We start from the raw sequence: 25,487 nt of genomic DNA, 5'->3' as shown, positions 1-25,487 counted from the left end.
CCGAAGAAGGCCTGACCACCGACCGCCGCCGCCCCGCGTACCGGGAGTGCGCGGGGCGGCGGCTCCATCCGTGCGCCGCGGCGGGCTCTACTCCCCGTAGCCCTCGCGGAGTTCGACCTTGCGGACCTTCCCGGAGACCGTCATCGGGAAGTCGCTGAGGATGCGCAGTCTGCTGGGGATCTTGTAGTGCGCCAGCCGGTCCCGGCAGAAGTCCCGCAGCTCCTCCAGGGTGGGCGCCTCGGCCGCGTCCCGCGGGATGACGCAGGCCAGCACCTCCTCGCCGTACTTCTGGTCCGGTACGCCCACCACCTGGACGTCGGAGATCTTCGGGTGGGCGTAGAGGAACTCCTCGATCTCGCGGGGGTAGATGTTCTCCCCGCCGCGGATGATCATGTCCTTGATGCGGCCGACGATGCGGACATAGCCGTCCGCGTCCATCACCGCCTGGTCCCCGGTGTGCATCCACCGTCCGGCGTCCACGACTTCGGCGGTCTTCTCCGGCTCCTCCCAGTAGCCGAGCATCACGCTGTAGCCGCGGGTGCACAGTTCGCCCGGCTCGCCGCGCTCCAGGGTCACCCCGGACACCGGGTCGACCACCTTGACCTCGATATGCGGCAGCACCCGGCCGACGGTGCCGGTGCGGCGCTCCAGGTCGTCGTCGCGGCGGGTCTGGAGGGACACCGGGGAGGTCTCCGTCATGCCGTAGCAGATGGACACCTCCGCCATGTGCATCTCGGCCACCACCCGTTTCATCACCTCGATCGGGCACGAGGAGCCGGCCATGATGCCGGTGCGCAGGGTGGACAGGTCGTGGTCGGCGAAGTCCGGCAGGTTCAGCTCGGCGATGAACATGGTGGGCACCCCGTACAGCGAGGTGCAGCGTTCGCTCTCGACCGCGCGCAGGGTGGCCGATGGGTCGAAGGACGGGGCCGGGATCACGATGCAGGCGCCGTGCGAGGTGGCGCCGAGATTGCCCATCACCATGCCGAAGCAGTGGTAGAAGGGCACCGGCAGGCACACCCGGTCCTGCTCGGTGTAGCCGACGGTGCGGCCCACCCAGTAGCCGTTGTTGAGGATGCTGTGGTGGGAGAGGGTGGCGCCCTTGGGGAAGCCGGTGGTGCCCGAGGTGTACTGGATGTTGATCGGGTCGTCGCAGCTCAACTCGGCTTCCCTGGCCGCGAGTTGCTCGGCCGTCACCTGCTGTCCGGCGCGGGCCAGGGCGTCCCAGGAGGGGTCCCCGATGTACACCGTCTCGCGCAGTGCGGGGCAGCGGCCGCGGACCTGCTCGACCATGGTGCGGTAGTCGCTGCTCTTGTGCCGCTCGGTCGCCACCAGCAGCCGCACCCCGGCCTGCCCGAGGACGAACTCCACCTCGTGGGTGCGGTAGGCCGGGTTGATGTTGACCAGCACCGCACCGATCCGTGCGGTGGCGTACTGCACCAGCACCCACTCCGGGCAGTTCACCGCCCAGACGCCGACTCGCTCCCCCTTGCGCACCCCCTTCGCCAGCAGCCCCCGGGCCAGTTCGTCGACGGCCGCCCCGAACTCGGCGTAGGTCCAACGCCGTTGGGACATCACGTCCACCAGGGCGTCCCGGTCGGGGAAGGCGGCCACCGCGCGGTCCAGGTTGCGGCCGATGGTGTCACCGAGCAGCGGGGTCGCGGAGGTGCCGTGGGTGTAGCTGAGTGCCTGTGCCTCGGGGGGTGCGGCGGTCACCGGTGGTCCTCCTCGCGGTACTCGGCCCGCGAACCGCGGGCGGTGGCCTCCCGCAACTCGATCCGGCGGATCTTGCCCGACACCGTCTTGGGCAGCTCAGCGAACTCCAGCCGCCGCACCCGCTTGTACGGCGCGAGCACCCGCCGCGAATGCTCGAAGAGCACCTTCGCGGTGTCGCCGTCCGCGCTCCACCCCTCCGCCAGCACCACATACGCCTTGGGCACCGCGAGCCGCATCTCGTCGGGGGCGGGCACCACCGCGGCCTCGGCCACCGCCTCGTGCTCCAGCAGCGCGCTCTCCAGCTCGAACGGCGAGATCTTGTAGTCGGACGCCTTGAACACGTCGTCGGTACGGCCCACATAGGTGAGGTAGCCGTCGGCGTCGCGGGAGCCGATGTCCCCGGTGCGGTAGTAGCCGCCGGCCATGGCCTCGGCGGTGCGCTCCGGATCACCGTGGTACCCGGCCATCAGACCCACCGGCCGCGCCGACAGGTCGAGTGCGATCTCGCCCTCGGCGGCGCCCGGTTCACCGGTCACCGGGTCCAGCAGCTCCACCGTGAAGCCGGGGCTCGGCCGGCCCATGGAGCCCGTCTTGAGGTGCTGCCCGGGGCTGTTGGACACCTGGACGGAGGTCTCGGTCTGCCCGAAGCCGTCCCGGATGGTGACACCCCAGGCGCGCCGCACCTGCTCGATGACCTCCGGGTTCAGCGGCTCCCCCGCGGCCACCGCCTCCCGTGGCGGGGCGGCGAGGCGGCTCAGGTCGGCCTGGATCAGCATTCGCCACACGGTGGGCGGCGCGCAGAAGGTGGTGACCCGCGCCTCGTCCATCTCCCGCATCAGCCGGGCGGCGTCGAACCGTTCGTAGTTGTGGATGAAGACGGTGGCCTCCGCGTTCCACGGTGCGAAGAGGGTGGACCAGGCGTGTTTGGCCCAGCCCGGGGAGGCGATGTTGAGATGCACGTCGCCGGGGCGCAGCCCGATCCAGTACATGGTGGCCAGATGCCCGATCGGGTACGAGGCGTGGGTGTGCTCGACCAGCTTGGGCCGGTCGGTGGTGCCGGAGGTGAAGTACAGCATCAGCGGATCACCGGCGGCCGTCGGCCCGTCGGGGGTGAACTCGGCGGAGGCGGCGGCGAGTTCCTCGTACGCCAGCCAGTCGCCGGTGGCCGCCTCGCCGGGGCCGCCGACGCTGATGCGGGTGTAGTCGCCGGGCACCGCGTCGAACTTGGCGGTGTCCTCGGCGCGGACGATCACCTGCCGGACCCGGCCGCGGTCCACCCGGTCGCGGAGGTCGGCGGGGCCCAGCAGCGGGGTCGCGGGGATGACCACGGCACGCAGCTTCATCGCGGCCAGCGCCGTCTCCCACAGCTCGGCCTGGTTGCCGAGCATGACCAGGATGCGGTCTCCGGCGCGGACCCCGGCGCCGCGCAGTCCGTTGGCGGTGCGGGCGGAGCGCTCGGACATCTCCGCGAAGCTGATCCGGGTCTGCCGCCCGTCCTCCTCCGCGATGTGCAGGGCCGTCCGGTCGTTGCCGCGGGCCACCGTGTCGAACCAGTCGAGGGCCCAGTTGAAGGACTCCGGCCGGGGCCACTCGAAGCCCGCGTACGCCGTCTCGTAGTCCTCGCGGTGCTTCTGCAGGAAGTCCCGCGCGGCGCGGAACTGGTCCGTGGCGCCGGTAGCCGTCATGTGTCCTCCCCAAGGTACGGGTCTGTGCCTACCATCGTGGCGGCGTGATGCAGGTCCCACCACCCCCGGACGGGGGTGGTGTGCGGCGGAGGGACGGGGCCGGTGGCGGCGACGAGCGGGGCGGGGGTGGTGGAGATCCGGTCCGCGCTGCTCGGGATGCGGCGGGCCACGGGGCTGCCGGTGGCCTTCGGCGGGCCGGTGGACGCGGCCGGGGACCGGGTGCGCATCCATGAGCTGAGCGGCACCGCCACCGCCGCGCTCCGCTCCCTCGCCGTGTCCACCGGCAACGGCCTCGGCGGCAAGGCCATCGCCCTGACCCGCCCCTGCGCGGTCACCGACTACCGCTGCGCCCGCTCCATCAGCCACGAGTACGACACGGCGGTCGCCGCGGAGGGCCTGCGCTCGGTGCTGGCGGTGCCGGTGGTGGTGCGCCGCCGGGTCCGCGGTGTGCTGTACGGGGCGCTGCGGACGGCGCAGCCGCTGGGCGAGCGCACCCTGGACGCGGCGGTGGCCGCGGCCCGGGATGTGGAGCAGTCCCTGGTGGTGGCGGAGGAGGCACGGGGCCTGCCGTCCGCGGTGGCCGCACCGGGGCCGGGCGCCGGGGCGTGGGAGCGGGTCCGGGAGGCGCACGGTGAACTGCGGGCGCTGACGGCCCGGGTGACCGATCCGGAGCTGCGCGCCCAACTGCTCGCGGTGTGCGGCAGGTTGGAGGCGGCCCCGGCCGAACGGGCCTGCGGCGAGGGCCTGTTGGCGCCGCGCGAACTCGATGTGCTGGCCTGGGTGGCGGCCGGTGCCACCAATGCGGTGGCGGCGGAACGGCTGGGGGTGCGGCCGGAGACGGTGAAGGGGTATCTGCGGTCGGCGATGCGGAAGTTGGGGGTGCACACCCGGCTGGAGGCGGTGGTCTCGGCCCGCCGCGCGGGCCTGCTGCCGTGATCACTTCATGCGCCGTACCGTCCCGAACTCCACCCGGTGATCGGCGTCCGGCTCGGCCAGTACGGACAGCATCCGGGCCGCCTCCTCGGTGACCGCGGCCCGCTGCCCGGCGTCGAGGTCGCCGAACGGCTCCACCGTGATCACGGCCTCCCCGCGCTTCTCGGCCAGCTTCCACACCCCGGCGAGGAAACCGTCGACCATCAGCGCGGGCAGTGCGCCGTTCCGCACCGCGTTCCACCCCCGGTACTTCTCCGGCACCAGCCGCGACCGGTCGGCGTGCCCCAGCAGCAGGTTGTCGTACTCGGGCAGCAGCCGCACCGGGGCCTCGGTGTCCGGGGCGGGGCGCGGCGCCTCGGGCAGGTCGAAGAGTTCGGTGCCGTGCTCGTCGCGCAGGACCAGCAACTCCTCGCGCAGCGCCTCGAAATGGGGACGCAGCCGGGTCACGCCCGCCCAGTTCTGCATGTCCTTCACGGAGGCGGGGCCGAAGGCCGCCAGATAGCGGCGGACCGCGTCCTCGGGGCGTACCGGCTCTCCCGCGGGGCGGCCGAACCAGTGTTCCGCAGTCGTGAGGACGACCTGACCGCTCCGCCGCCACAGCCCGCGCGGGGTGACCTGCACCAGGGGCAGCACACTGCGGGCCGCCATCACCAGGGAGTGCGGGTCGGCGTCCGGGTGGTACGAGGCGAGCGCCGCCCGCAACTGCCCCATGTCGCGCGGCTCCTCCTCCACCAGGGCCCGCACCCGCACCGCCAGCTCCTTGAGGTCGACCCCGGCCAACCCCCGCCGGAACGGCGTGAGTTCACGCTCCGGGGCGACCCGTACGAAGGGCCGCAGCGTGAGGGCGTCGGCGGCGGTGTGGGTGTGCAGGGTGGAGCGCATGGTGACCAGGCGCGCCACCCGCCGGTCCGCCATCGCCTCCGACAGTTCCTCGGGCCGGAACCCTTCGAGCCGCGCCGCCAGCGCCACATACGGCGGCCGTACGTTCTGCGCCTGGAGCCCCACCAGGCGGGCGACGGCGTCCACGGCGGGCAGGGTGGCGCGCCGCAGCATGAGCTGGCGGGCGAGGGTGGCGCGGTTCAGGGCCCGGGCGTCCAGGGTCGTCATACCGGCACACTACCGGCCCATTAGGACAGCTACTGTCCCCAACTCCCCTGGCCGGACGCCTGGTTCGGGCCGCGGTGTCAGCCCGTCCACTGGGTGCGGGCGGAGCTGAGGGCGGTGCGGTAGGCGGCGTAGCCGTCCTCGTGGACGGTGCGGTGGCCCGGCCGCGGCTCGACCACCCGGTGGCGTCCCGGCTGCGGGTCGCCGGTGGCACCGAGGGAGCGTCGGGCCACCAGTACGGCGCCCAGCGCCCCGGTCTCCGGCTCCTCGGGGACCCGTACCGGGCAGCCCAGGACGTCGGCGAAGAGCTGGGCCCAGGTCGCCGAGCGCACTCCGCCGCCGCAGGCCGCGAGGGTGCCGGAGAGTCCCGCCGCGTCCAGGCAGTGCCGGGCGGCGTAGCCGATGGCCTCGCAGACCGCGCGTACCGCGTCGGCCCGGGTGTGGGCGAGGGTCAGCCCGTCGAGGCGGCCGCGGGCGGCGGGGTCCACGAACGGGGCGCGTTCGCCCGCGTCGGAGAGGAACGGCAGTGCGGTGACTCCGCTCGCGCCGGGCGGGCTGGCGGCGAGCAGCCCGTCCAGGTCGGCGGTGCGGGCGCCGGTCAGGGCGAGGACCCACTCCAGGGCGGCGGTGCCCACCATGGCGGGCATGGCGCGCAGCCAGCGCCCCGGCTCCGGCATACACAGCCACATCCCGGCCGGTTCCGCGGCGGGGTCGATGTCGGCGCGGTCGGTGAGGACCTGGCAGGCGAGGGTGGTGCCCACGATCAGCAGCCCGTCGCCGGGCTCCCGCACCCCGCTCCCCAGCGCACAGGCCGGCAGATCGTACGGGCCCGCGGTGAGCGGCAGCCCCTCGGGCAGGCCGAGCAGGGCGGCGCCGCGGGCGTCCAGGGCGAGCACGGTGCCGGGTGCGGCCGGGGGCGGCAGCAGCCGGGCCGCGTCGGGGATGCCGCAGGCCGCCAGCGCTTCGGGCGAGTAGACGCGGCGGCGCGGTTCGAGGAAGGGCAGGGTGGCGTCGGAGGCGTCCAACGCGACCTGCCCGGTGAGGCGTTGGGCGACCGAGTCCACGCAGTACCCGGCGGTGGCGGCACGGGCCAGCACCTCCGGTTCGTGCCGCTGCAACCAGGCCAGCAGCGGAGCGTGGCAGCCGGGGAACATCCCGGAGCCGGTGTGCGCGTAGACCTGCTGGAGGGTGCCGTCGGTGAGCCAGCCGGAGACGATCGGGGCAGCGCGGCCGTCCATCCAGGAGATCGCGGGCCGCACCGCCTCCCCCGCCGCGTCCCGCAGCCACAGCCCGTCGCCCTGCCCGGTGAGGGCGAGCGCGGCGGGCGGCACCGGCAGCGCGGCCGCGGTCTCCCGCACCACCTCGACGACGGTGCGCACCACCTCGTCCAGGTCCTGTTCGACGCGGCCGCCGGACAGCCGGTGCAGTCGGCTGCGGCGCTCGGCGGAGGCCAGCGGCCGGTCGTCGGCGCCGAAGGCGACGGCCTTGGTGACGGAGGTGCCGATGTCGACACCGATCACGGGCGCGGTGGGATCGGTCATGGCCGGGCGGCCTCCCGTACCTCGGGGTTGGCGGGGTGGGCGAGCGGTTCGCCGCGCAGGAAGCGGCCGGTCTCGGCGGCGGTGATGGCGGCGGCGCGGTGCGCGGTCTGCCGGGTGGCCCCGGCCAGGTGCGGGGCGGTGACCACGTTCGGTACACCGTGCAACGGCCAGTCGGGGGGCGGGGGTTCGACGTCGTACACATCGAGGGCGAGGGCGGCGAGGCGGCCGGAGCGGAGCAGGGCGGGCAGCGGTGTGTGGTCGAGGAGGCCGCCGCGCGCCGAGTTGACCAGGACGGCGCCGGGCGGCAGCAGCGCGAGCCGCCGGGCGTCCAGCAGATGGCGGGTGGCGGGGGTGAGGCGGGCGTGCAGGCTGACCACACCGCTCTGCCGCAGCAGTTCGTCCAGCTCCACCGGCTCCACGCCGTCGGCGCGGACCGCGTCCGGATCGGTGTACGGGTCGGCGGCCAGCACCCGGGCGCCGAAGGCCCGCAGCACCCGCCCCACCCTGCGCCCCACCGCCCCGTAGCCGACCAGCCCCACCGTGGCCCCGTCCAGCTCCCCGCCCGCCTCCTCGTACGCGTAGAGGTCGCCGCGCCAGACACCGCGCCGGAGTTCGGCGTCGGCGGCCGGGATGCGGCGCAGGGCGGCGAGCATCAGTCCGACGGCGAACTCTGCGGCGGCGGGGGCGTTGCGGCCCGGGGCGAAGCTGACGGCGGTGCCGCTGCGGGTGGCGGCGGCCAGATCGACGTTGACGGGGCCGCCACGGCTGACCGCGACCAGGCGCAGCGCCGGGCAGGCGGCGAGGACGCGGGCGGTGATCGGCGCCATCTGCGTCACACACACCGCGGCCCCGGCCAGCGCCTCGATCAGCTCCTCCTCGGTGCCGCTGGCCTCCTGCACCTGCGCACCGGGCCGCCCCACGGGGCCGAACGGCCGGTGCGGCCAGGGCAGCGTCAACTCGCTGATCTCCGGCGGCTCCGCCCCCGCGGGCCGCTCCCGCAACTCCCGGTCGAGGGCGCCGCGGAGCAGATCGGGGCGGACGAAGTGGTCACCGGCGGCGAGGATGCGCATGGGGGCTGGCCCTTCGTGCGGGTGGGGTCGCTCGGGCGGGGGCGGTGGGATGGGCGGGCCGCCCCCGTCAGACCGGTCCCCCCACCACACCGCTGTTGATAGATTTAACAGCCGTCCCGTGAGGAATCAATGCGGCCGCACGCCCGTGCGGCGAGGGAGGTGGCACGGTGGCGGCCCGACTGCTGCTGGTACGGCACGGCGAGACGGTGTGGCACGCGGAGAACCGCTATGCGGGCGTCACCGACGTGGAGTTGACCCCGAAGGGGCGGGCCCAGGCGTGGGCGCTGGCCGAGTGGGCGGGGCGCCGCGGCAGCATCACCGCGGTGGCCTGCTCACCGCTGCGCCGTGCGAGGGCGACGGCCCGGCCCGCCGCGGACCGGCTGGGGCTGCGCGCGGAGGTGGTCGAGGAACTGCGCGAGGTGGACTTCGGCTGGGCCGAGGGCCGTACCGTCCCGGAGCTGGCCATCGAGGACCCGGGGGCGGTGCGGCGCTTCCTCGCCGACGCGGAGGCGGGCGCCTTCCCCGGTTCCGAACCGCCCTCGGCGGCGGGCGCCCGCGCGGCCGGCGCCCTGCGTGCCCTGGCCGCGGCCCACGAGGGCGGCACCGTCCTGGTGGTCGCCCACAACACCCTGCTGCGCGCGGCCCTGTGCGTACTGCTCGGCATCGACGTGGGCCGCTACCGGCGGGTGCTGCCGCGGCTGGACAACGCGGCGGTCACCGAGATCGAGATGGCCGACGGGCAGGCCGCGCTGCGCTCGCTGAACGTCCCGACGGGCAACGGGCCTGCCACCGCCGCCGGTTCGGGCACGGACGCCGGTGCGGCAGGATGAGGGGATGACGACCGGCTCGGCGGGTGCCGCCCGCCCCCAGGACCAGCGCAGACAGACCATCACCCAGCATGTGCTGGCCCACGGCACGGCCACCGTGGCGGAGCTGTCGGAGCTGACCGGGGTGAGCGTGATGACGGTCCACCGGGATCTGGACGAGCTGGCCAGGCGCGGGGTGCTGCGGCGCTTCCGCGGCGGGGTGTCCGCCCTGCCCTCCACCGTCTTCGAGAGCAATCTCGACTACCGTCTCGGCGCCCACACCGCCGCCAAGGAGGCCATCGCGGCCGAGGCGCGGACCCTGGTGGAGCCCGGGATGTCGGTCCTGCTGGACGACTCCACGACCGCGCTGGCCCTGGCGAGACTGCTGGTGGGGCAGGCCCCGCTGACGGTGGTGAGCAACGCCCGCCGGGTGGTCGACGTCTTCGCCGGGGTCGACGGGATCCGGCTGATCGCCCTGGGCGGCGAGTACTCGCACACCCATGACTCGTTCCTCGGGGTGCCCTGTGTGGAGGCGGTGGAGGCGCTCTCGGTGGACCTGGTGCTGGTGTCGACCTCCGCCATGGACGCCCGGATGACGTACCACCAGGAGCAGGACGTGGTGCTGGTGAAGCGGGCGATGCTGGCCTCCGGGACCCGGCGGGCGCTGCTCATGGACCGCTCCAAGCTGGCCCGCACGGCCCTGCACCGGCTGGCCCCGCTGGCCGACTTCGACCACCTGGTGGTGGACGGCGGCGTCGACCCCGAGCTGCTCGTCGAGTTGGAGGAGCGGACGGACGTACGGGTCGCCGCCCCCGTGGCGCCCGGCCGCTGACACCGGGCCGCAGGGCCGGTCCTTCCGCGTGAAGTCCCGTGTTAATTTCACATCCTTGATGTGTGCAGGCCTCCTTGGTGGGGGTGCGTCCTCGGTGCGCGGGTGAGGTGTGAGATGCCGACAGGGAGCAGTGGGACGGACACCGGCGCCGGGCGGGAGCTGGTCGCGGGCGTGGATGTGGCGACCGCCGCGGTACGGGTGGTCTGCGCCGACGCCCGGGGGCGGGTGCGTTCCGAGGGGCGGGCGCCGCTGCCGCCGCCGGAGCGCGGCCCGGACGGGCGCAGCGAGCAGGACGCACGCACCTGGTGGCCCGCCGTGTCGGCCGCCCTCCGGCAGGCCACCGGCGCCCTGCCCGGCCGGGGCCGCGAGGTGCGCGCGGTCGCCGTCAGCGCCACCTCCGGCACCCTCGTCCCCCTCGGCGCCGACGACCAGCCACTGGGCCCCGCCCTGATGTACGACGACCGCTCCGCCGCCGACCTCAACGCGCGGGCCCAGCGGGCCGGGGAGCCGCGGTGGCGCGCCCTCGGCCTGCACGTCGGCCCCACTGCCGCCCTCGGCCGCCTCGCCCGCTGTGTGCACGACCACCGAGGGCGGCTCCAACTCGTCGCGCACACAGCCGAGTTGGTGGGCCGAAGGCTGACTGGCGGCCCCGTCCCCGCGGACTGGAGCCACACCCTGAAGACGGGCTACGACCCGCGGGCCGGCACCTGGGCGTACGAGGTCTTCGCCGCGCTCGACGTGCCGGAGCGGCTGCTGCCGCCGGTACGGGCACCCGGCACGGAGGCCGGCACGGTGTGTGCCGCGGCGGCCGCGGAGACCGGCCTGCCGCCCGGCTGCTCGGTGCGGCTCGGGATGACCGACGGCTGCGCGGGCCAGTTGGCCACCGGCGCGGTACGCCCCGGCCAGTTCGTCGGGGTGCTCGGCACGACCTATGTACTCAAGGGCGTGGCAAGGGAGTTGCTGCTCGATCCGGCGGGCGCGCTGTACAGCCACCGGCATCCGGACGGCTGGTGGCTGCCCGGCGGGGCGTCCAGCACCGGCGGCGAGGCGGTGTCCACCGCCGACCGCGGGGAGCTGGCCCGGCTGGACGAGGCGGCCCAACGCCGCGGCCCCGCACGGCAGTTGTGCTATCCGCTGCGCCGGGCGGGCGAGCGGTTCCCCTTCGTACACCCGCAGGCCCACGGGTTCGCGCAGGGGCCGGCGGGGGATGCGGTGGACCGGCATCGAGCGGTGCTGGAGGGGGTGGCGTTCGTGGAGCGGCTGGCGCTGGAGCGGGTGGTGCGGCTCGGCGGGCGGGTGGCGGGGCCGCTGTTCGCGGCGGGCGGCGGGGCCCGCAGCGCGGTGTGGTCGGCGGTGCGGGCCACCGTACTGGGGCGTGAACTGCGGGTGGTGGAACGGGCGGAGACCGCGTTCGGGGCGGCGCTGCTGGCCGCCTGCGGCACCCTGCACCCCGGGGTGACGGAGGCGGCCGCGGCGATGGCGGGCACCGGCCGCACCGTGGAACCGGTGGCCCGGGAGCGGGCGGCGCTGGACGAGTCGTACGGGCGCTTCGTGGCGGAGCTGCGGCGGCGGGGGTGGCTCACCGGGGAGTGAGTGAGGGCCGGGCCGCCCAACTGCCTTATGCGGCGGGCCAGTCGGCGATCGCGGCCGGGAAGTCGGTGGTGACTGCGTCGGCGCCGATCCGGACACACCGCAGATAGCGCTCGGGGTCGGCGGCCGGCCAGGCGTCCACCTTCAGGCCTGCCTGACGGCACTCCTCCACCAGCTCCGCGGTAAGCTCCGGCTTCAACTCCGGACACACCCAACTCGCCTTCAGATCCTGCGCGTTGGCGATCATCTCCGGGCCTGGGTGGTGGGTGATGACACCGCGCGGGATGTGCGGCAGCAGCCGGGCCGCGGCCTCCACCGCCGTCAGGCTGAACGAGGTCAGCACCACTCCCGGCCCGAGCGGCTCCTCGCGGTCCCGGTCGGCGAGGGCCTGCACCGCCTCCAGTGCCTTGATCTCGACCTGCACCAGGTCCGGGCAGACCGCCATCGCCGCGTCGAAGGTGGGAACGGACTCGCCCTGACCGGCGTCCAGGGCCTGGATCTCCGCGAGGGTGAGGGCGGCGATCTCACCGGTGCCGTCGGTGGTGCGGTCCACCTTCGCGTCATGGATGACGACGAGATGGCCGTCCGAGGAGACCCGTACATCGAGTTCGACGCCGTCCGCGCCGTCCCGGGCCGCGCGGCGGAAGGAGCGCAGGGTGTTCTCGGGTTCATCGGCCCGTGCCCCCCGGTGGGCGTACACCGTGGGGCGCGTGACGGGGTGGTTCACAGATGCTCCTCGCTCGTGGTGTGCACAGACCTCTGGCGCTCAGAGGTGGGCCTCGATGGTGGCCCGGTAGTGGTCGACGTTCTTGCGCAACTGCTCCGCCGTCTCCGAAAAGGCCTCGTGGGCCGGGGTGTTGGCGGTCCAGATGCGCTGAAGGGCAGTGTAGATACGGACGTTGGCGTTGGGGATCATCATCCGGACCTGGTCGCAGTGCCGGGTGTGCTCCAACTGCCGTACCGCGGTGGTGAAGTTGGGGTCGGCGCGCATCAGCCGGGCCAGTACGGGTTCCTTGACGGCCGCCGGATTGACGGGCAGGTATCCGGTCTCCACCGACCACCGGGCCGCGTTGTCGGGCCGCGCCAGGAAGCGTACGAAGCGGGCCGCGGCCTCCTTGCGTTCCGCGGGCACACGGCGGAACATGCCGAGGCCGCCGCCCCCGGTGTTCACCGCGAACCGCTTCTGCCGGGGCAGGAATCCGGTGCCCAGCTCCCAGCCGTTGGCCTTCGCCATCTCACTGATCTTCTGCAAGGCGCCGGTGGAGGTGACGAGGGTGGCGACGAGCTGGTTGCCGATGTCGACGGTGGGCTCGTCGGCCATGTACGCGACGCGGTCGCGGAAGATCAGCCGCCGCTGCCACTCCCCCGCCTCCACCGCGCCTCCCCGGTCGAGGGTGACGTCCAGCCCCTTGGAGTACGCCCCGCCGAACTGCCAGGCGCTGCACTGGAATTGCCAGTCCCCGTCGGTCTTCTGGTACGCCTCCAGGCCGACCCGCTTGCCGTGCAGCCGCAGCCGGGTGATGCGGTGCGACCAGTCGTACAGCTCGTCCCAGGACTCGGGGGCGCGGACCGGGACGCCGGCCTTCTTGAAGAGGCTGCGGTTGTAGTAGAAGAGCGGCGTGGAGCGGGCCAGGGGGAGCCACCAGGTGCGGCCCCTGAGGCGGCCCTCGCCGAGGAGTTTCGGGTGGTAGGTGGCGTCGAGTTCACCGGGCCGGAAGTAGTCGTCCCAGGGCTCCAGCGCGTCCCCGAAGCAGAACTTGAACCACTTGACGTCGGACAGTACGCACAGGTCGGGGGCCTGCGCGCCGAGCAGGCTGATCACCGCCTTCTGCGCGCACTGGTCGTAGGTGCCCTGGAACTGCACCTCCACATACACCTCGCGCTGCTCCCGGTTGAAGGCGTCGGCGAGCTTCTGGAGGGCGGTGCCGGGGATGTCGGCGAAGGTGGACCACAGGACGACCCGGGTGCGGCCGCGGTAGCGGGCAGGCAGGCCGCCACCGGGCTGGGAGACGGCGCCGGTGGTACGTCCGCAGGCGGTGAGCGCGGCACCGCCGGCGAGGGCGGCGGTGCCGGTCAGCAGGGTGCGCCGGGCGGGTGGGGTGTGCCGCGGTCCGGCCGTCGGGGTCATTTCCCGGCTCCCTGGGTCAGTCCGGCGATGATGTACCGCTGGGCGAGGAAGAAGACGACGAGCACCGGCACGATCACCATCACGGTGCCGGCCAGGATCGCGCCCCAATTGGCGTATGTCTCCTGGTCTCTGAGGAAGAGCAGTCCGATGGGCAGGGTGCGCATGTCGTCGCTGCTGGTGATGATCAGCGGCCAGATGAAGTCGTTCCACTTGGTGACCAGCACCACCAGCGCGACGGTGATCACCATGGGCCGGGACATCGGCAGCACGATACGGGTGAGGATGCGCAGATGCCCGGCGCCGTCGATGCGGGCGGCGTCCATCACCTCGGCGGGCAGGGTCAGCATGTGCTGGCGCAGCAGGAAGGTGCCGAAGACGGAGCCGAGGCCGGGCGCGATCAGCCCGGCCCAGGTGTTGACCCAGCCGAGTTGGGCGACGGTGAGGAAGTTGGGCAGCAGGGTCACATGGCCGGGCACCATCATCGCGCCCAGCAGGAAGAGGAACAGCCACTTCTTGCCGGGGAACGGCAGGAAGACGAAGGCGTAGGCGCAGAGCAGCGCGGCGGCCAGCTCGATGACGGTGCCGACCACGGACACCACCAGGGAGTTGAGGAAGAAGTGCCCGAACGGTGCCGCGCGCCAGGCGTCGGCGAAGTTCGACCAGCGCAGCTCGGTGGGGATCCAGTGCGGCGGATAGCTGTAGATCTGCGGGTTGGTCTTGAGCGCCGAGGTGATCAGCCAGTACAGGGGGCCGCCCGCGATCAGCGCCACGAGCACCAGCAGCAGGTAGAGGCCGAGGCGGCGGGCACGGGCGGCGAGGGTACGGCGGGGGCGGTGCGGGCGGGGAGCCGGGGTGCGGTGGGGGTGGGCGGCCGGGGCGTCGAGTGCGGTCACTGGTAGTGCACCTTTCGCTCTAGGAAACGCGCCTGGAGGCCGGTGATGAGCAGCAGCACCACGAACATGACGAGCGCGGAGGCGGCGGCGCGGCCCGCGTCGAAGGTGCGGAAGCCTTGGTCGTAGATGAACCAGCTCAGGATGGAGGTGGAGGTGCCGGGGCCGCCGCCGGTCATCATGGCGATCACGTCGAAGGCCTGGAAGGTGCTGATGGTGCAGGTCACCAGGAGGAAGAAGGTGACCGGCGAGAGCAGCGGCAGGGTGACCGACCGGAGCCGCGTCCAGGGCCCCGCGCCGTCCAGCGCCGCCGCCTCGTACACCTCGCGCGGCAGCGACTGGAGCCCCGCCAGATACACCACCGCGACGAACCCGGTGTTCTTCCACAGGTAGACCAGGATCAGCCCGGTGAGCGCCCACCGGGAGTCGGTCATCATCGCCGGCGCGGTCAGCCCGAGCGGCGCCAACAGGGGCCGTAACAAACCGTAGTTGGGGTCGAAGACGAACAGCCAGAGGGTGCCGATCGCGGCGCCGGAGAGTACGTACGGGGCGAAGGTGAGGGTGCGGACGGCGCTCTGGCCGCGCAGCCGCTGGTTCAGCAGGAGCGCGGTGCCGAGGCCGAGGACGAGTCCCCCGGCGACCACACCGACGACGAAGAGGACGGTGGTCCAGAGGGTGCCGAGGAACTCGGGGTCGGTGAGCAGGCTCCGGTAGTTGTCCAGGCCGACCAGGTGGCGGACCGGGGAGATCATGTCCCAGTCGGTGAGGCTGAGATAGCCGTTGTAGACCACCGGCCAGTAGGCGAAGACCAGCAGGAAGAAGAAGTTGGGGGCGACGAAGGCGGCGAAGAGGAGCCGGTCGCGGCGACGGCGCCGGGCGCGGAGCCGGCTACCGGACGCGGAGCTGCCGTCCGGACCGAGCCGGGGGGCCGCGGCGCCGTCCTGCTGCACATCGGTGGCGGTCAAGGCAGCGGGTCCTTTCCGTCGTGTGGAGATGGACCGTGCGGCGCCCCGGTCGGGTGCGTCCTGGCTCAACAGATAACAACAACAAGCACGAGAAGAGAACAGTCTTGCGTGTGATGAATTGGCCCGGCTGTGCGGGCTGGGTGGGGTGCGGATTGGCTTGAATCACTCTGAACCCGCTTGCTGGGCTGTGCTGTTGACTTCTCGGGGTGGGCTCGGCAACTCCTCACATGCCGATGTGATGTCCGGATCTCGTCGCCTGGCGGTGGGGGCGGAGGTACGGCGGGCGGCGGGGCTCGGGATGGGGCGGGCGCCGGTGCGGAGGGTGTTGGTGGCTGCCTAGGATCGGGGCATGGCGATCTTCCGGTTGCGGCGGGATGTGGCGGTGCCGGTCGCGGAGGCCTGGCGCCGGATGACGGACTGGCCGCGGCACGGCACCGCGGTCCCTCTCACCCGGGTCACCGTCGGCACCCCGCCGCCCACCGCGCCCGGTACCCGCGTCACGGCCCGTACCGGCGTCGGACGGCTCGGTTTCGCGGACCCGATGGAGGTCACCGTCTGGGAGCCACCGGAACCGGACCGCCCGGACCGGCCGGCGCGCTGCCGGCTGGAGAAGCGGGGCGCGTTCGTACTCGGCTGGGCGGAGATCGCGGTGACCGCACACGGCACCGGGGCCCGAGTCGAGTGGCACGAGGAACTGCGGGCACGGGGCCTCCCCCGCTGGGCGGACCCCCTGCTGGCCGCCTCGGGCCGACTGGTCTTCGGCCGGGCCGCCCGCATCCTCCTCCGCGCCGGGGGCTGAAGTACCGGGGCGGGTACGGGAGTTGGCGGGCGTGGGCGGGCAGGCCCGAGCCCGCGTGCTTCGGCGGTGGTCGGCCCCCGTAGGGCGACCGCCGGCAGCACGCGGGCTCGGTGGAGGTACCTGCTCAGTGGACGCCGAGCCAGCCCTCCACCGGGTTGAGCGCGAAGTACACCAGGAAGATCAGCGCCAGCACCCACATGAAGGCACCGATCTCACGGACCTTGCCCTGGGCGACCCGGATCGCGGTGTACGAGATCACACCGGCCGCGACACCGGGTGTGATCGAGTAGGTGAACGGCATGATCACCACGGTGAGGAAGACCGGGATGGCGGTGGCGCGGTCGCCCCAGTCGACATGCCGGGCGTTCATCATCATCATCGCGCCGATCACCACCAGCGCCGCCGAGGCGACCTCCTGCGGCACGATCGCGGTGATCGGGGTGAAGAAGAGGCAGAACACGAAGAGGACCCCGGTGACGACCGAGGCGAACCCGGTCCGCGCCCCCTCGCCGACACCGGTGGCCGACTCGACGAAGACGGACTGCCCGGAGCCCCCGGCGACGCCGCCGACCACACCGCCCGCGCCGTCGATGAACAGCGCCTTCGACAGTCCCGGCATCCGGCCCTGCTCATCGGCGAGTTTCGCCTCGGTGCCGACCCCGATGATGGTGGCCATCGCGTCGAAGAACCCGGCCAGCACCAGCGTGAAGACGATCATGGTGACGGTCATCACGCCGACGTCGCCCCAACCGCTGAACGACACATGCCCGAAGAGCGAGAAGTCCGGCATCGAGACGGGACTGCCGTGCAGTTCGGGCGCACCGTTCACCCACTGCTTGGCGTCGATCACGCCGGTCGCGTTGAGGGCGGCCGAGACGACGGTGCCGGAGATGATGCCGATGAGGATGGCGCCGGGCACATTGCGGGCCTGGAGCATGAAGATCAGGAGCAGGGTGGCGGCGAACAGCAGCACCGGCCAGCCCGCCAACTCCCCACCGGGGCCCAGCACCACGGGACCGCCGCCGGGATTGGGGTTGCGCCCGACGAAACCGGCCTTGACCAGTCCGATGAAGGCGATGAACAGGCCGATGCCCATGGTGATGCCGTGCTTGAGCGCCAGCGGGATCGCGTTCATGATCATTTCGCGGAGGCCGGTGACCACCAGCAGCATGATGACCACGCCGTAGGCGACACACATACCCATCGCCTGCGGCCAGGTCATCTGCGGTGCGACCTGCGCGGCCACCACCCCGGACACCGAGAGCCCGGCGGCCAGCGCCAGCGGCACCTTGCCGACGAAGCCCATCAGCAGAGTGGTGAAGGCCGCGCCCAGAGCGGTCGCGGTGATGAGCGCCTTCTGCCCGAGCGTGTCCCCCGCCACGTCCTTCCCCGACAGGATCACGGGGTTGAGCAGCAGGATGTACGCCATCGCCATGAAGGTGGTGATGCCGCCGCGCACCTCACGCGGAACGGTGGATCCTCGCCGGGAGATGTGGAAGTACCGGTCGAGCCAGGACCGCCCGGCGGGCTGACGCGAGCCGTTGCCGGCGTCCTCCGCGGTGGTCCTCGGCTCCACTGACGACTGGGTCATGGTTGCCTGCTCCCAAGGTTCATAGGGGCGCCCGCGAAGCACTGCCGCGGGATTTGGGATGGTGTGGGCTGCACGACCCGGGGGACGGCCCGAGACGGTTCGCTACTACTTGCGGTGCGGGCCTTGTCGGCCGTCTTGGCGGTGGTGGGGGTTTTGGCGGTGGCGGTGGGAGGGGGTGTTGGCGCATTGGCGGTGGTGGGGGTGTTGGCGCATTGGCGGTGGTGGGTGTCTTGGTGGTGGGTGTCTTGGTGGTGGTGGGTGTCAGGTCGGGGGCGACTGTCGGGTATCGGCTGCTGTTGTTCGTTGCGTGGCCCGACGGAGAGAGCAGTGCTCACGGGCGGGAGCGGTGTTCACGAACGGGAGCGGTGCTCGCGGTTGTGGGCAGCGCTCTCGGGGCGGAGCGGCGCCCACGGACGGGAGCGGTGCTCTCGGGTGAGAACGGTGCTCGCAAGGTCGGAGCGGTGCTCACAGAAGTGATCGGTGCTCGCCGAAGTGAGCAGCGCTCTCCTGCGTGATCGGTGGTCACAGTCCTGAGCGGTGCTCACACTGCTGAGCGGTGCTCACGATCAAGAGCAGTGCTCACCGCCCCTCGGACCCGACGCCCGGCATCCCGCACCCCGCATCTCGCACCCCGCTGCCGCCCCGGCCCACGCGCCTGCTCCGGGCGGACCCGGCCCACATCAAACGCACGCCGCCGACCGGGTCCAAGTCGCCGACGCACCACGCGCCGAACTCCCGTGCCGTGGCTGGGTGTTGGTCGGCCGGTGGCCCCAGAGGCCGCCCTTGTGCGGGGCCGCCGTCAGGAACCGCGCCGCCTCCCAGGCTCGGTCAGGGGCGAGGGTGGGGACGGAGGCGGGGGCGCCGGAGCCCACGCCGGACCGCGCGGCGGCGGGTAGCCGGGCGCGCCGCAAGGCCGAAGCCCCATTGGGACGCGGGAAGTCCATGCTCGGCTCTCTTCCTCGTCGCTCTCGTAGCTCTCGTCGCTGCTGCGGGACCGGCCGGGATGTGGGGCCGGGGTGTGGGGCCGGATTGTGGGGCCGGGGCGCCGGTCCGGGCGGTGCGGTGGGTGCAGGTGGGCTCGGCGGGTGCCGGTGCGGGCCGGCTGTGCGGGGCGCCTAGTCGTCACCGCCGGGGGGTGGTCCGGGTGGAGGTGGTCTCGGCGCTCGTTCATGTGCTGTTCACATGCGGTGCGGTCAGTAGACAGGGGGCCGCGGGGCCGGGGTCAGTCACCGAAACCATGAAGGAGTTGGCTGGCCAGATGTTCCATCTTGTAGATTCATATGAAGGCTGACCCTCATCAGGCCTTGTGGGCTCCTCCTCCACAGCACTCCTCTGCACTCCACAGCGCCCACTGCACCAAGGCACCACCGCCGTACGGCGAGTACCGCGCGGCGCGACCACTTCACGGGACGACTGACTGCGTCACGGCAGTACAAGAGAACGGGGGCGACGACACATGCGGCTGCGCGCACTGCTGGACATGGACTCGCTGGGCCTGAGCCTGCTCGGCGGGGAGGACGAACTGGACCGCACGGTGCGCGGGGTGATGACCACCGACCTGCGGGACCCGAGCCGCTATCTGGCCGGCGGTGAGCTGGTGCTGACCGGGCTGGCCTGGCGGCGGGACGCGGCCGACTCCGAGCCCTTCGCGCGGATCCTCGCCGCGTCCGGGGTGGCGGGCCTCGCGGCGGGCGAGGCGGAGTTGGGTTCCGTCCCGGACGATCTGGTCGAGGCGTGTGCACGGCACCGGTTGCCGCTGTTCTCGGTGCACACCTCGGTGGCGTTCGCGACCATCACCGAGCATGTGGTGCGGCAGGTGTCCGGGGAGCGGGCCGGGGATCTGGCCGCCGTCGTGGACCGGCACCGGCGGCTGATGACCTCCGGCCCGTCCGGCGGCGGCCCCGGTGCCGTACTCGATCTGCTCGGGTCGGATCTCGATCTGCGGGCCTGGGTGCTGTCGCCCACCGGTCGTACCGTCGCCTCCGCCACCGGTTCCGGTGCCCCCGAGCTGCCGCGGCCGACCGCGGCCCGGTTGGCCGCCGAGCATCTGGCCGCGGCCCGCACCGGCCGCCGCGGCCCGCACCGGGTGACCGTCGCCGGCACCGCCTACTCCCTCTTCCCGGTGCGCGGGAGCGGGACGCGGCCGCCGAAGGCCGCCGAAGGCGCAGCGGGCGCAGCGGGCGCCGAGGCGCGGGCCACCGTCCTGTCCGGCTGGCTGCTGGCGGTGGAGGCGGACGCCGGGGACTGGCCCGCGGAGCGGCTGGATCTGCTGCACGGTGTCACCCAGCTCATCGCGGTGGAGCGGGACCGGCGGGACGCGGCGCGTACCGTGCGCCGCCGTCTGGCGCAGGAGGTGCTGGAGCTGGTGCAGGCGGGTGCGGCGCCCACCGAGATCGCGGCCCGGCTGCGGGTCGCCGCTCCGGTGCTGCTGCCGGGTCTCGGCGCCGCTCCGCACTGGCAGGTGGTGGTGGCCGGGTTGGAGTGGGGGGACGCTTCGGTGGACGGCGGGCGGACCGCGCAGTCCGTACTGGAGGAGGTGCTGGTGGCGCCGGGGGCGGGCGATGACGGGCTGGATCGGATCGCGGTGGCGCACACCGGGGGTGAGGCGGTGGCGCTGGTGCCGCTGCCCGGTCTGGCCGGTGACGGGCAGGAGGCCGCTCCGGAGCCGGAGTTGCAGGCGGAGAGCCTGCTGGAGTCGGTGCGCGGGCCGCTCTCCGCGGGCCTCGCGGAGGACGGGCGGCTCACTCTGGGGGTGAGTGCCGCGGTGCACTCCGCGGAGGGCCTGCGCGGCGCCCTGGAGGAGGCGCGGCACGCCCGCCGGGTGGCGGCGGCGCGCCCCGGCCGGGTGTGCGCGGCGGGCCATCAGGAGCTGGCGTCGCACGTCCTGCTGCTGCCCTTCGTCCCCGACGACGTGCGGCGGGCGTTCACGGCGCGGCTGCTGGATCCGCTGCGTGCCTACGACAAGCGGCACCGGGCCGAGTTGATCCCCACCCTGGAGGCGTTCCTGGACAGCGACGGTTCCTGGACGCGCTGCGCGGGCCGTCTCCATCTGCATGTCAACACGCTGCGGTACCGGGTGGGCCGGATCGAGCAACTGACCGGCCGGGATCTCTCCCGGCTGGAGGACAAACTGGACTTCTTCCTTGCGCTGCGCATGAGTTGACCCAGGTTGCCCGCCTCGGACGGTCCGGCGGCACGCCCGGGGCGGGTGGCTTGGACAGGACTTTGTGAAATACTTCACCCATCCTCTTGGCCCGGCCCGCCCATTCGTGCTGAGATTCCCGCACTACTCAATGGCGAAGAGTGTTAGGGGAGGCCAACGTGGCGCATACCGCCATGTCTGGGACCGGAACGACTAACGGGGACGATCCACTCCAGACCGCGGTATGGCGGCTGCGCTCCCGGGCCTGCTGGAACGACGCGGCCGCGCTGCTCCAGGAACGCGCGGCGCACGAGGCGGGCGCGGCGCTCCAGCGGGTGGCGCTCCTCGTGGAGCGCTGCCTCTACACCGAGCAGGGCTGGGCGGAGGCGGAGGACGCGCTGCGTACGGCGGAGGCTCTGGCCCAGGACGACGACGAGCGGGGTGCGGCGGCCTGCGAACGGGGCCATCTCGCCTATGCGGCCACGCTGTTGCGGGTGCGGGACCGGTCCGACGAGGCCCGGTCCGCGTTGGGGCGGGCCGCCGCGCTGATCGCGCCGGGTGCCGCGGGCCGCGCCCTGCTGGATTTCCGGCGGGGGCAGGTCGCGGAGAACGTCACCGGTTCCCCGCAGGCCGCGCGGGCCGCGTACCGCAGGGCGCACGAGGGGGCCGCGGCGCAGGGGGACGCGCTGCTGCTGTCCTGCACCTGGCGGCAGTTGGCGGGTCTGGCGCTGCGGGACGGCGAGCAGGCGGAGGCCCGTCGTGGTTTCGCCGAATCACTGCGTATCCGCGAGGAGTTGGGCTTTCTGGTGGGTACGGCTCCGGCGCTCGCCTCGCTGGCGGAGACCGAGTCGGAGCCGGAGGCGAACCGGTTGCGTACCGAGGCGGCCCGTCTCTTCCGTCTGCTCGGCGGTGTCCCGACGTGGCTGGCTCCCCGGTTGAGTACCGTTCCGGCGGCCTGATCCGGCTCGCGGGGTGGTGAACTGGCCGTTCCCGCCGGGGTGTTGGTCCCCGGCGGGTGGCGCGGGTTCAGCGGCCTGCCGAGCCCGCCAGATGGCCCCGCAGCAGGGACTCCACGGCTTCGATGTCGCCCGCCTCCAGCGCGTCCAGCAGTGCGGCGTGCTCCCCCGCGTCCGCGAGCAGCGCGGATCTGGGGCAGGTGCGGGGGCCGCTCACCAGGGGCCACTGGGCGCGGCGGTGCAAGTCGTCGGCGGTGCGCACCAGTTGGCAGTTGCCGGCGAGTTGGAGCAGGGCGCGGTGGAAGGCGCGGTCGCACTCGGCGTATCCGGCGCGGTCTCCGGCCGCCGCGATCCGCACCGTGTTCTCGGCGAGCGGACGCAGTTCGGCCCAGTGCCCGGCGGGCAGCGTACGGGCCAGTTTCAGCACCACGGGCACTTCGAGCAGGGCGCGTACCTCGGCGAGTTCGGCGAGTTCGGGGACGGTGTGGGTGGCGACCCGGAAACCGCGGTTGGGGACCACCTCCACGGCGCCGTCCAGGGCGAGTTGCTGCATGGCCTCGCGGACGGGGGTGGCGGACACTCCGAGGCGGTCGGCGAGGGCGGGGGCCGAGTACACCTCGCCGGGGCTGAGTTCGCCGCCCACCAGGGCGCCCCGCAGCGCGGCCAGCACCTGCCCGCGTATCGAGGAGCGCCGCACCGCGGGGTGGACGTCGGGGGGTGGCCCGGCGGCCGGTTGGGCCGGGATGCTTCCCGCGGGCGGTCCGGCGTCGTGAAGGGTGGGCTGCTCCACTGGCGCTCTCCTCTTGCGCTCGGCCTGGTCGGGGCCTGCCGGGCGGCCCTTCGGCGAGCCCCCCGGCACGGGTGGGTACAGCACCACCCGTCAGCACCATAGGGCGGCTTGCGGCCGACTCAAACTCCGAGCACATCAGCTAAGGTAAGGCTTACCTGCAATCGATCAGATGCGGCGGTGCCCGTATGTCGGCTCCCACCCTGGTCACCGGTGCCGAAACCACTGGTGGCGCCCGGTCCGAGTCACCTGTCACGGCGGCCTACGCCCGCCTGGGCGAGGTGTTCCCGGGGCTGCGGGTGGACGAGTTGCGGCCGGGCGAACCGGACCCGGTCGGCGAGGGCTGGGTGAGCGCGGCCCAACTGGCCGCCGCCGGACCCGAGTTGGACGCTTTCCTCGACTGGGACGACGCACAGGTCCGCCGGGACTACGGGCAGGCGGCCCGCCCCGACGTGGTCGCGAGTTTCGCGTTGCACCGGTACGCCTGGCCGGCCTGCCTGCTGTTCACGGTGCCCTGGTTCCTGACCCGCCGGGTGCCGCGACTGCTCCCGGCCGAGGTGTCGTACCACCGGACGGCGGGCAGGATGGCGGTGCGGGTGGGGGACTTCGCCTGTCTGCCGGACGATCCGGCGGCGGGCCGGCCGGGGGCCCGGGTGGTGGCCGGTGAGGAGGAGCTGCGGGCCGAGGTGCGGTCGGCGGTGGCCGGGCATCTGGAGCCGGTACTGGCCGGTTTCGGCCCCCGGATGCGGCGCCGGGGCCGGGCCCTGTGGGGTATGGCCACGGACGAGATCGTCGAGGGCCTCTGGTATGTGGGGCATCTGCTGGGTGAGGAGCAGCGGGCGATGGCCGCTCTGGAGGGGCTGCTGCCGGGCGCCACCCGTCCGTATGTGGGCTCGGCCGGTTTCCGCGAGCTGACCGGTCCGGCCGGTCAGGTACTCACCACTCGGGACCGGGCGAGTTGCTGCATGTTCTACACGCTGCGCCCCGAGGACACCTGCGTCACCTGCCCCCGCACCTGCGACCCGGACCGGGTGGCCCGGCTGACCGCCACCGGCTGACCCATCTTCGAACGCAACTCCCTTTCCCCGTGCGGAAGTTCGACTTCTGCGGGCTCGACGTCCCTCCTGCGGCGCTCCTTTGCGTCGTCTTGCGGCGAAAGGCCGGGCGGGCGGCTCGCGTTGGGCCACGATGTGGCGCGAAACGCCCGTATGAGGCACACGCCCACCGGGGCAGGCACCCGCACCCGAGGCAGGGGACCCACGATGAGAATGACCGATATATCGCTTGACTGGCTGCTGCCGGGCGCGGTCCTGATCCTGGCGATGCTGGCGGCGGTCGCGGTCCTGGCCCGGGGCAGGCGCGGCGGGGAGAGTGGCGCGGACGACTCGTGGGAGCGCAGTGAGGAGCGCCGCCGCCGCAAGGAGGCCGTCTACGGCACCGCCTCCTATGTGCTGCTGTTCTGCTGTGCCGCGGTGGCCGCCGCGCTCTCCTTCCACGGCCTGGTCGGCTTCGGCCGGCAGAACCTCAATCTGTCCGGCGGCTGGGAGTACCTGGTGCCGTTCGGTCTCGACGGGGCCGCGATGTTCTGCTCGGTGCTGGCGGTGCGGGAGGCCAGCCACGGTGACGCGGCGCTCGGTTCACGGCTGCTGGTGTGGACGTTCGCGGGCGCCGCCGCCTGGTTCAACTGGGTGCACGCGCCGCGCGGCCTCGACCACGCGGGCGCCCCGCACTTCTTCGCCGGGATGTCCCTGTCGGCGGCGGTCCTCTTCGACCGCGCGCTGAAGCAGACCCGGCGTGCCGCGCTGCGCGAACAGGGCCTGGTGCCGAGGCCGTTGCCGCAGATCCGCATCGTCCGCTGGCTGCGCGCCCCGCGGGAGACGTACGGCGCCTGGTCGCTGATGCTGCTGGAGGGGGTGCGCACCCTGGACGAGGCGGTGGACGAGGTCCGTGAGGACCGCCGCACCAGGGAGCAGGACCGCGTCCGGCGGCGGGACCGGCAGAAGCTGGAGCGCGCCCGGCTGAAGGCGCTGAGCCGCAGCGGCCGACGCGGACTGCTGCGGGGTGGCGGTCAACTGCCTCCGGACGCCGTGGAGTTCGCGATGGAGCGCGCCACGGCGGAGGTACCCGCTGTCGGTGACGGGGCGGCGGCCGGCACGGCGCGGGCGGCCGCGGTGGAGCCGCCGGCGCAGCCCGGGAGGGCGGTGCCGGAGGCGTCCGGGCCGGAGCAACTGCCGCTGCGTACCCGCCCGTCGTTGCAGGCGGTGCCGGACGGCGGCGAGCAGTCGCGGACCGGGCCCGTCGCCGAGGACGACACCGAGGCCCTGCCCCGGCTCGACTCGCTGGAGCAGAAACTCAAGGACCTGGAGCAGCAGTACAGCTGACGCCGCTTCCGCGTCTGCCGCCGGAGGCGCCCAACTACCCTGCTTCGGCGGCCAGTTCGAACCAGATCACCTTGCCGGCGCCCAGGGCGCGCACCCCCCAGGCGTCGGCGAGGGACTGCACCAGCATCAGGCCCCGCCCGTGCGTACCGTCCTCCGGTGCGGCCTGCGGCCGGGGTGGTGGGCGGCGGCCCGCGAAGTCACGTACCTCGACGCGCAGGGTGCCGGAGCCGAGGGTGGCGGTGAGGACCGCGTCGTGTTCGGTGTGCACCAGGGCGTTGGTGACCAGCTCGCAGGTGAGCAGTTCCGCCGTGTCGCATCGGCCCGGTTTCCCCCAGTCGGCCAGGAGTTCCCGCAGGGCGTGCCGGGTCTCCGGCACCACCTTGAGGTCCTGCCGGCCCAGCTTGCACCGTAATCTCGGCCCTTCGCACCCGGCGTCGCGCCCGGCCTCGTCGTCCATGGCCACCCGCCCGGTCGTGTCCCCCGTCCACACGTGCGCCCGACTCCCCTCCGTGTCCCGTCCGGCCGGCCCCGTCGGTCCGGTCTCCCATCGCACAGGTACACGGAATTCATG

At 73.3% G+C, this 25,487-nt stretch carries 21 protein-coding genes; 9 read left to right on the top strand and 12 right to left on the bottom strand.

The genetic code is table 11. The features are described from left to right. Positions 1-87: 87 nt before the first annotated feature. Complete coding sequence (locus ACFVST_RS11455) at positions 88-1,716, bottom strand: AMP-binding protein (protein ID WP_390149241.1); 1,629 nt, start codon at positions 1,714-1,716, stop codon at positions 88-90. After that, entirely contained in the window at positions 1,713-3,401 is a 1,689-nt protein-coding gene (locus ACFVST_RS11450) for an AMP-binding protein (RefSeq protein WP_390149239.1), read from the bottom strand. Before ACFVST_RS11450 ends, ACFVST_RS11455 begins: the two co-directional genes overlap by 4 nt. 156 nt (positions 3,402-3,557) lie before the next feature. On the opposite strand from ACFVST_RS11450, the gene ACFVST_RS11445 reads away from it, so the two are divergent. Continuing rightward, the gene (locus tag ACFVST_RS11445) at positions 3,558-4,337 is read left to right on the top strand and encodes a LuxR C-terminal-related transcriptional regulator (protein ID WP_390149270.1); all 780 of its coding nucleotides are present in this window, start codon (positions 3,558-3,560) and stop codon (positions 4,335-4,337) included. Here ACFVST_RS11445 and ACFVST_RS11440 read toward each other — a convergent pair whose 3' ends face one another. The 3 genes from ACFVST_RS11440 to ACFVST_RS11430 all read right to left on the bottom strand — a co-directional run bounded on the left by ACFVST_RS11440 (position 4,338) and on the right by ACFVST_RS11430 (position 8,049). Next, positions 4,338-5,441 (bottom strand): winged helix DNA-binding domain-containing protein, encoded by a 1,104-nt coding sequence (locus ACFVST_RS11440; RefSeq protein ID WP_390149237.1) that lies wholly within the window; start codon positions 5,439-5,441, stop codon positions 4,338-4,340. It lies immediately after the preceding gene. A 77-nt stretch (positions 5,442-5,518) separates the two neighbouring features. After that, positions 5,519-6,979 carry an FGGY family carbohydrate kinase gene (locus ACFVST_RS11435; protein WP_390149235.1) on the bottom strand — a complete coding sequence of 487 codons (1,461 nt, stop codon included), beginning with the start codon at positions 6,977-6,979 and terminating at the stop codon, positions 5,519-5,521. Beyond that, positions 6,976-8,049, bottom strand: coding sequence for a 2-hydroxyacid dehydrogenase (locus tag ACFVST_RS11430; RefSeq protein WP_390149233.1), 1,074 nt, complete (start codon positions 8,047-8,049; stop codon positions 6,976-6,978). Before ACFVST_RS11430 ends, ACFVST_RS11435 begins: the two co-directional genes overlap by 4 nt. 167 nt (positions 8,050-8,216) lie before the next feature. Between ACFVST_RS11430 and ACFVST_RS11425 the strand changes: the two genes are divergently transcribed. The 3 genes from ACFVST_RS11425 (at position 8,217) to ACFVST_RS11415 (ending at position 11,280) form a co-directional block, all read left to right on the top strand. Then, the gene (locus tag ACFVST_RS11425; protein ID WP_390149231.1) at positions 8,217-8,879 is read left to right on the top strand and encodes a histidine phosphatase family protein; all 663 of its coding nucleotides are present in this window, start codon (positions 8,217-8,219) and stop codon (positions 8,877-8,879) included. Between the two features lie 4 nt (positions 8,880-8,883). After that, positions 8,884-9,687, top strand: coding sequence for a DeoR/GlpR family DNA-binding transcription regulator (locus ACFVST_RS11420; protein WP_390149229.1), 804 nt, complete (start codon positions 8,884-8,886; stop codon positions 9,685-9,687). Between the two features lie 114 nt (positions 9,688-9,801). Next, entirely contained in the window at positions 9,802-11,280 is a 1,479-nt protein-coding gene (locus ACFVST_RS11415; protein ID WP_390149227.1) for an FGGY-family carbohydrate kinase, read from the top strand. 25 nt (positions 11,281-11,305) lie between these two features. Here ACFVST_RS11415 and ACFVST_RS11410 read toward each other — a convergent pair whose 3' ends face one another. The 4 genes from ACFVST_RS11410 to ACFVST_RS11395 are packed head-to-tail and all read right to left on the bottom strand — an operon-like array spanning position 11,306 to position 15,260. Then, complete coding sequence (locus ACFVST_RS11410) at positions 11,306-12,004, bottom strand: glycerophosphodiester phosphodiesterase (protein ID WP_390149225.1); 699 nt, start codon at positions 12,002-12,004, stop codon at positions 11,306-11,308. Between the two features lie 39 nt (positions 12,005-12,043). Next, positions 12,044-13,405, bottom strand: a complete 1,362-nt coding sequence (locus tag ACFVST_RS11405) for an ABC transporter substrate-binding protein (RefSeq protein ID WP_390149223.1) — start codon at positions 13,403-13,405, stop codon at positions 12,044-12,046. Continuing rightward, a complete protein-coding gene (locus tag ACFVST_RS11400) occupies positions 13,402-14,298 on the bottom strand; it encodes a carbohydrate ABC transporter permease (RefSeq protein ID WP_390149221.1) in 897 nt (298 codons plus the stop codon). The genes ACFVST_RS11405 and ACFVST_RS11400 overlap by 4 nt, the downstream gene beginning before the upstream one ends. After that, the gene (locus tag ACFVST_RS11395) at positions 14,295-15,260 is read right to left on the bottom strand and encodes a carbohydrate ABC transporter permease (protein ID WP_390149220.1); all 966 of its coding nucleotides are present in this window, start codon (positions 15,258-15,260) and stop codon (positions 14,295-14,297) included. Before ACFVST_RS11395 ends, ACFVST_RS11400 begins: the two co-directional genes overlap by 4 nt. Positions 15,261-15,609: 349 nt before the next feature. On the opposite strand from ACFVST_RS11395, the gene ACFVST_RS11390 reads away from it, so the two are divergent. Beyond that, positions 15,610-16,059 (top strand): SRPBCC family protein, encoded by a 450-nt coding sequence (locus ACFVST_RS11390; RefSeq protein WP_390149218.1) that lies wholly within the window; start codon positions 15,610-15,612, stop codon positions 16,057-16,059. A gap of 124 nt (positions 16,060-16,183) precedes the next feature. Here the strand turns inward: ACFVST_RS11390 and ACFVST_RS11385 are convergent, their stop codons facing one another. After that, positions 16,184-17,650 carry an NCS2 family permease gene (locus ACFVST_RS11385; RefSeq protein WP_390149216.1) on the bottom strand — a complete coding sequence of 489 codons (1,467 nt, stop codon included), beginning with the start codon at positions 17,648-17,650 and terminating at the stop codon, positions 16,184-16,186. Positions 17,651-19,106: 1,456 nt separating this feature from the next. Between ACFVST_RS11385 and ACFVST_RS11380 the strand changes: the two genes are divergently transcribed. Further along, entirely contained in the window at positions 19,107-20,813 is a 1,707-nt protein-coding gene (locus ACFVST_RS11380) for a PucR family transcriptional regulator (protein WP_390149215.1), read from the top strand. Positions 20,814-20,971: 158 nt separating this feature from the next. Beyond that, the gene (locus tag ACFVST_RS11375; RefSeq protein WP_390149213.1) at positions 20,972-21,751 is read left to right on the top strand and encodes a hypothetical protein; all 780 of its coding nucleotides are present in this window, start codon (positions 20,972-20,974) and stop codon (positions 21,749-21,751) included. Positions 21,752-21,818: 67 nt separating this feature from the next. On the opposite strand, the gene ACFVST_RS11370 is transcribed toward ACFVST_RS11375, so the two are convergent. Next, entirely contained in the window at positions 21,819-22,538 is a 720-nt protein-coding gene (locus ACFVST_RS11370) for a GntR family transcriptional regulator (protein ID WP_390149211.1), read from the bottom strand. A 185-nt stretch (positions 22,539-22,723) separates the two neighbouring features. Here ACFVST_RS11370 and ACFVST_RS11365 point away from each other — a divergent pair, with 185 nt between their 5' ends. Further along, positions 22,724-23,593, top strand: coding sequence for a (2Fe-2S)-binding protein (locus tag ACFVST_RS11365; RefSeq protein ID WP_390149209.1), 870 nt, complete (start codon positions 22,724-22,726; stop codon positions 23,591-23,593). A 204-nt stretch (positions 23,594-23,797) separates the two neighbouring features. Continuing rightward, positions 23,798-24,916, top strand: coding sequence for a DUF2637 domain-containing protein (locus tag ACFVST_RS11360; RefSeq protein ID WP_390149208.1), 1,119 nt, complete (start codon positions 23,798-23,800; stop codon positions 24,914-24,916). 34 nt (positions 24,917-24,950) lie between these two features. On the opposite strand, the gene ACFVST_RS11355 is transcribed toward ACFVST_RS11360, so the two are convergent. Next, complete coding sequence (locus ACFVST_RS11355; RefSeq protein WP_390149268.1) at positions 24,951-25,373, bottom strand: ATP-binding protein; 423 nt, start codon at positions 25,371-25,373, stop codon at positions 24,951-24,953. Positions 25,374-25,487: the final 114 nt, after the last annotated feature.

The sequence above is a fragment of the Streptomyces sp. NPDC058045 genome (assembly GCF_042885635.1).
Classification (GTDB): Bacteria; Actinomycetota; Actinomycetes; order Streptomycetales; family Streptomycetaceae; genus Streptomyces.
Note: the sequence above shows the minus strand (reverse complement) of the source record. Positions and strands in the feature narration are given on the sequence as shown.

What these genes read in the sequence shown, in the direction of transcription:
- ACFVST_RS11390 (WP_390149218.1), top strand. Translation starts at nt 15,610, where the DNA reads ATGGCGATCTTCCGGTTGCGGCGGGATGTGGCGGTGCCGGTCGCGGAG.
- ACFVST_RS11380 (WP_390149215.1), top strand. Translation starts at nt 19,107, where the DNA reads ATGCGGCTGCGCGCACTGCTGGACATGGACTCGCTGGGCCTGAGCCTG.
- ACFVST_RS11365 (WP_390149209.1), top strand. Translation starts at nt 22,724, where the DNA reads ATGTCGGCTCCCACCCTGGTCACCGGTGCCGAAACCACTGGTGGCGCC.
- ACFVST_RS11355 (WP_390149268.1), bottom strand. Translation starts at nt 25,373, where the DNA reads ATGGACGACGAGGCCGGGCGCGACGCCGGGTGCGAAGGGCCGAGATTA.
- ACFVST_RS11430 (WP_390149233.1), bottom strand. Translation starts at nt 8,049, where the DNA reads ATGCGCATCCTCGCCGCCGGTGACCACTTCGTCCGCCCCGATCTGCTC.
- ACFVST_RS11415 (WP_390149227.1), top strand. Translation starts at nt 9,802, where the DNA reads ATGCCGACAGGGAGCAGTGGGACGGACACCGGCGCCGGGCGGGAGCTG.
- ACFVST_RS11445 (WP_390149270.1), top strand. Translation starts at nt 3,558, where the DNA reads ATGCGGCGGGCCACGGGGCTGCCGGTGGCCTTCGGCGGGCCGGTGGAC.
- ACFVST_RS11385 (WP_390149216.1), bottom strand. Translation starts at nt 17,650, where the DNA reads ATGACCCAGTCGTCAGTGGAGCCGAGGACCACCGCGGAGGACGCCGGC.
- ACFVST_RS11360 (WP_390149208.1), top strand. Translation starts at nt 23,798, where the DNA reads ATGAGAATGACCGATATATCGCTTGACTGGCTGCTGCCGGGCGCGGTC.
- ACFVST_RS11405 (WP_390149223.1), bottom strand. Translation starts at nt 13,405, where the DNA reads ATGACCCCGACGGCCGGACCGCGGCACACCCCACCCGCCCGGCGCACC.
- ACFVST_RS11435 (WP_390149235.1), bottom strand. Translation starts at nt 6,979, where the DNA reads ATGACCGATCCCACCGCGCCCGTGATCGGTGTCGACATCGGCACCTCC.
- ACFVST_RS11420 (WP_390149229.1), top strand. Translation starts at nt 8,884, where the DNA reads ATGACGACCGGCTCGGCGGGTGCCGCCCGCCCCCAGGACCAGCGCAGA.
- ACFVST_RS11440 (WP_390149237.1), bottom strand. Translation starts at nt 5,441, where the DNA reads ATGACGACCCTGGACGCCCGGGCCCTGAACCGCGCCACCCTCGCCCGC.
- ACFVST_RS11450 (WP_390149239.1), bottom strand. Translation starts at nt 3,401, where the DNA reads ATGACGGCTACCGGCGCCACGGACCAGTTCCGCGCCGCGCGGGACTTC.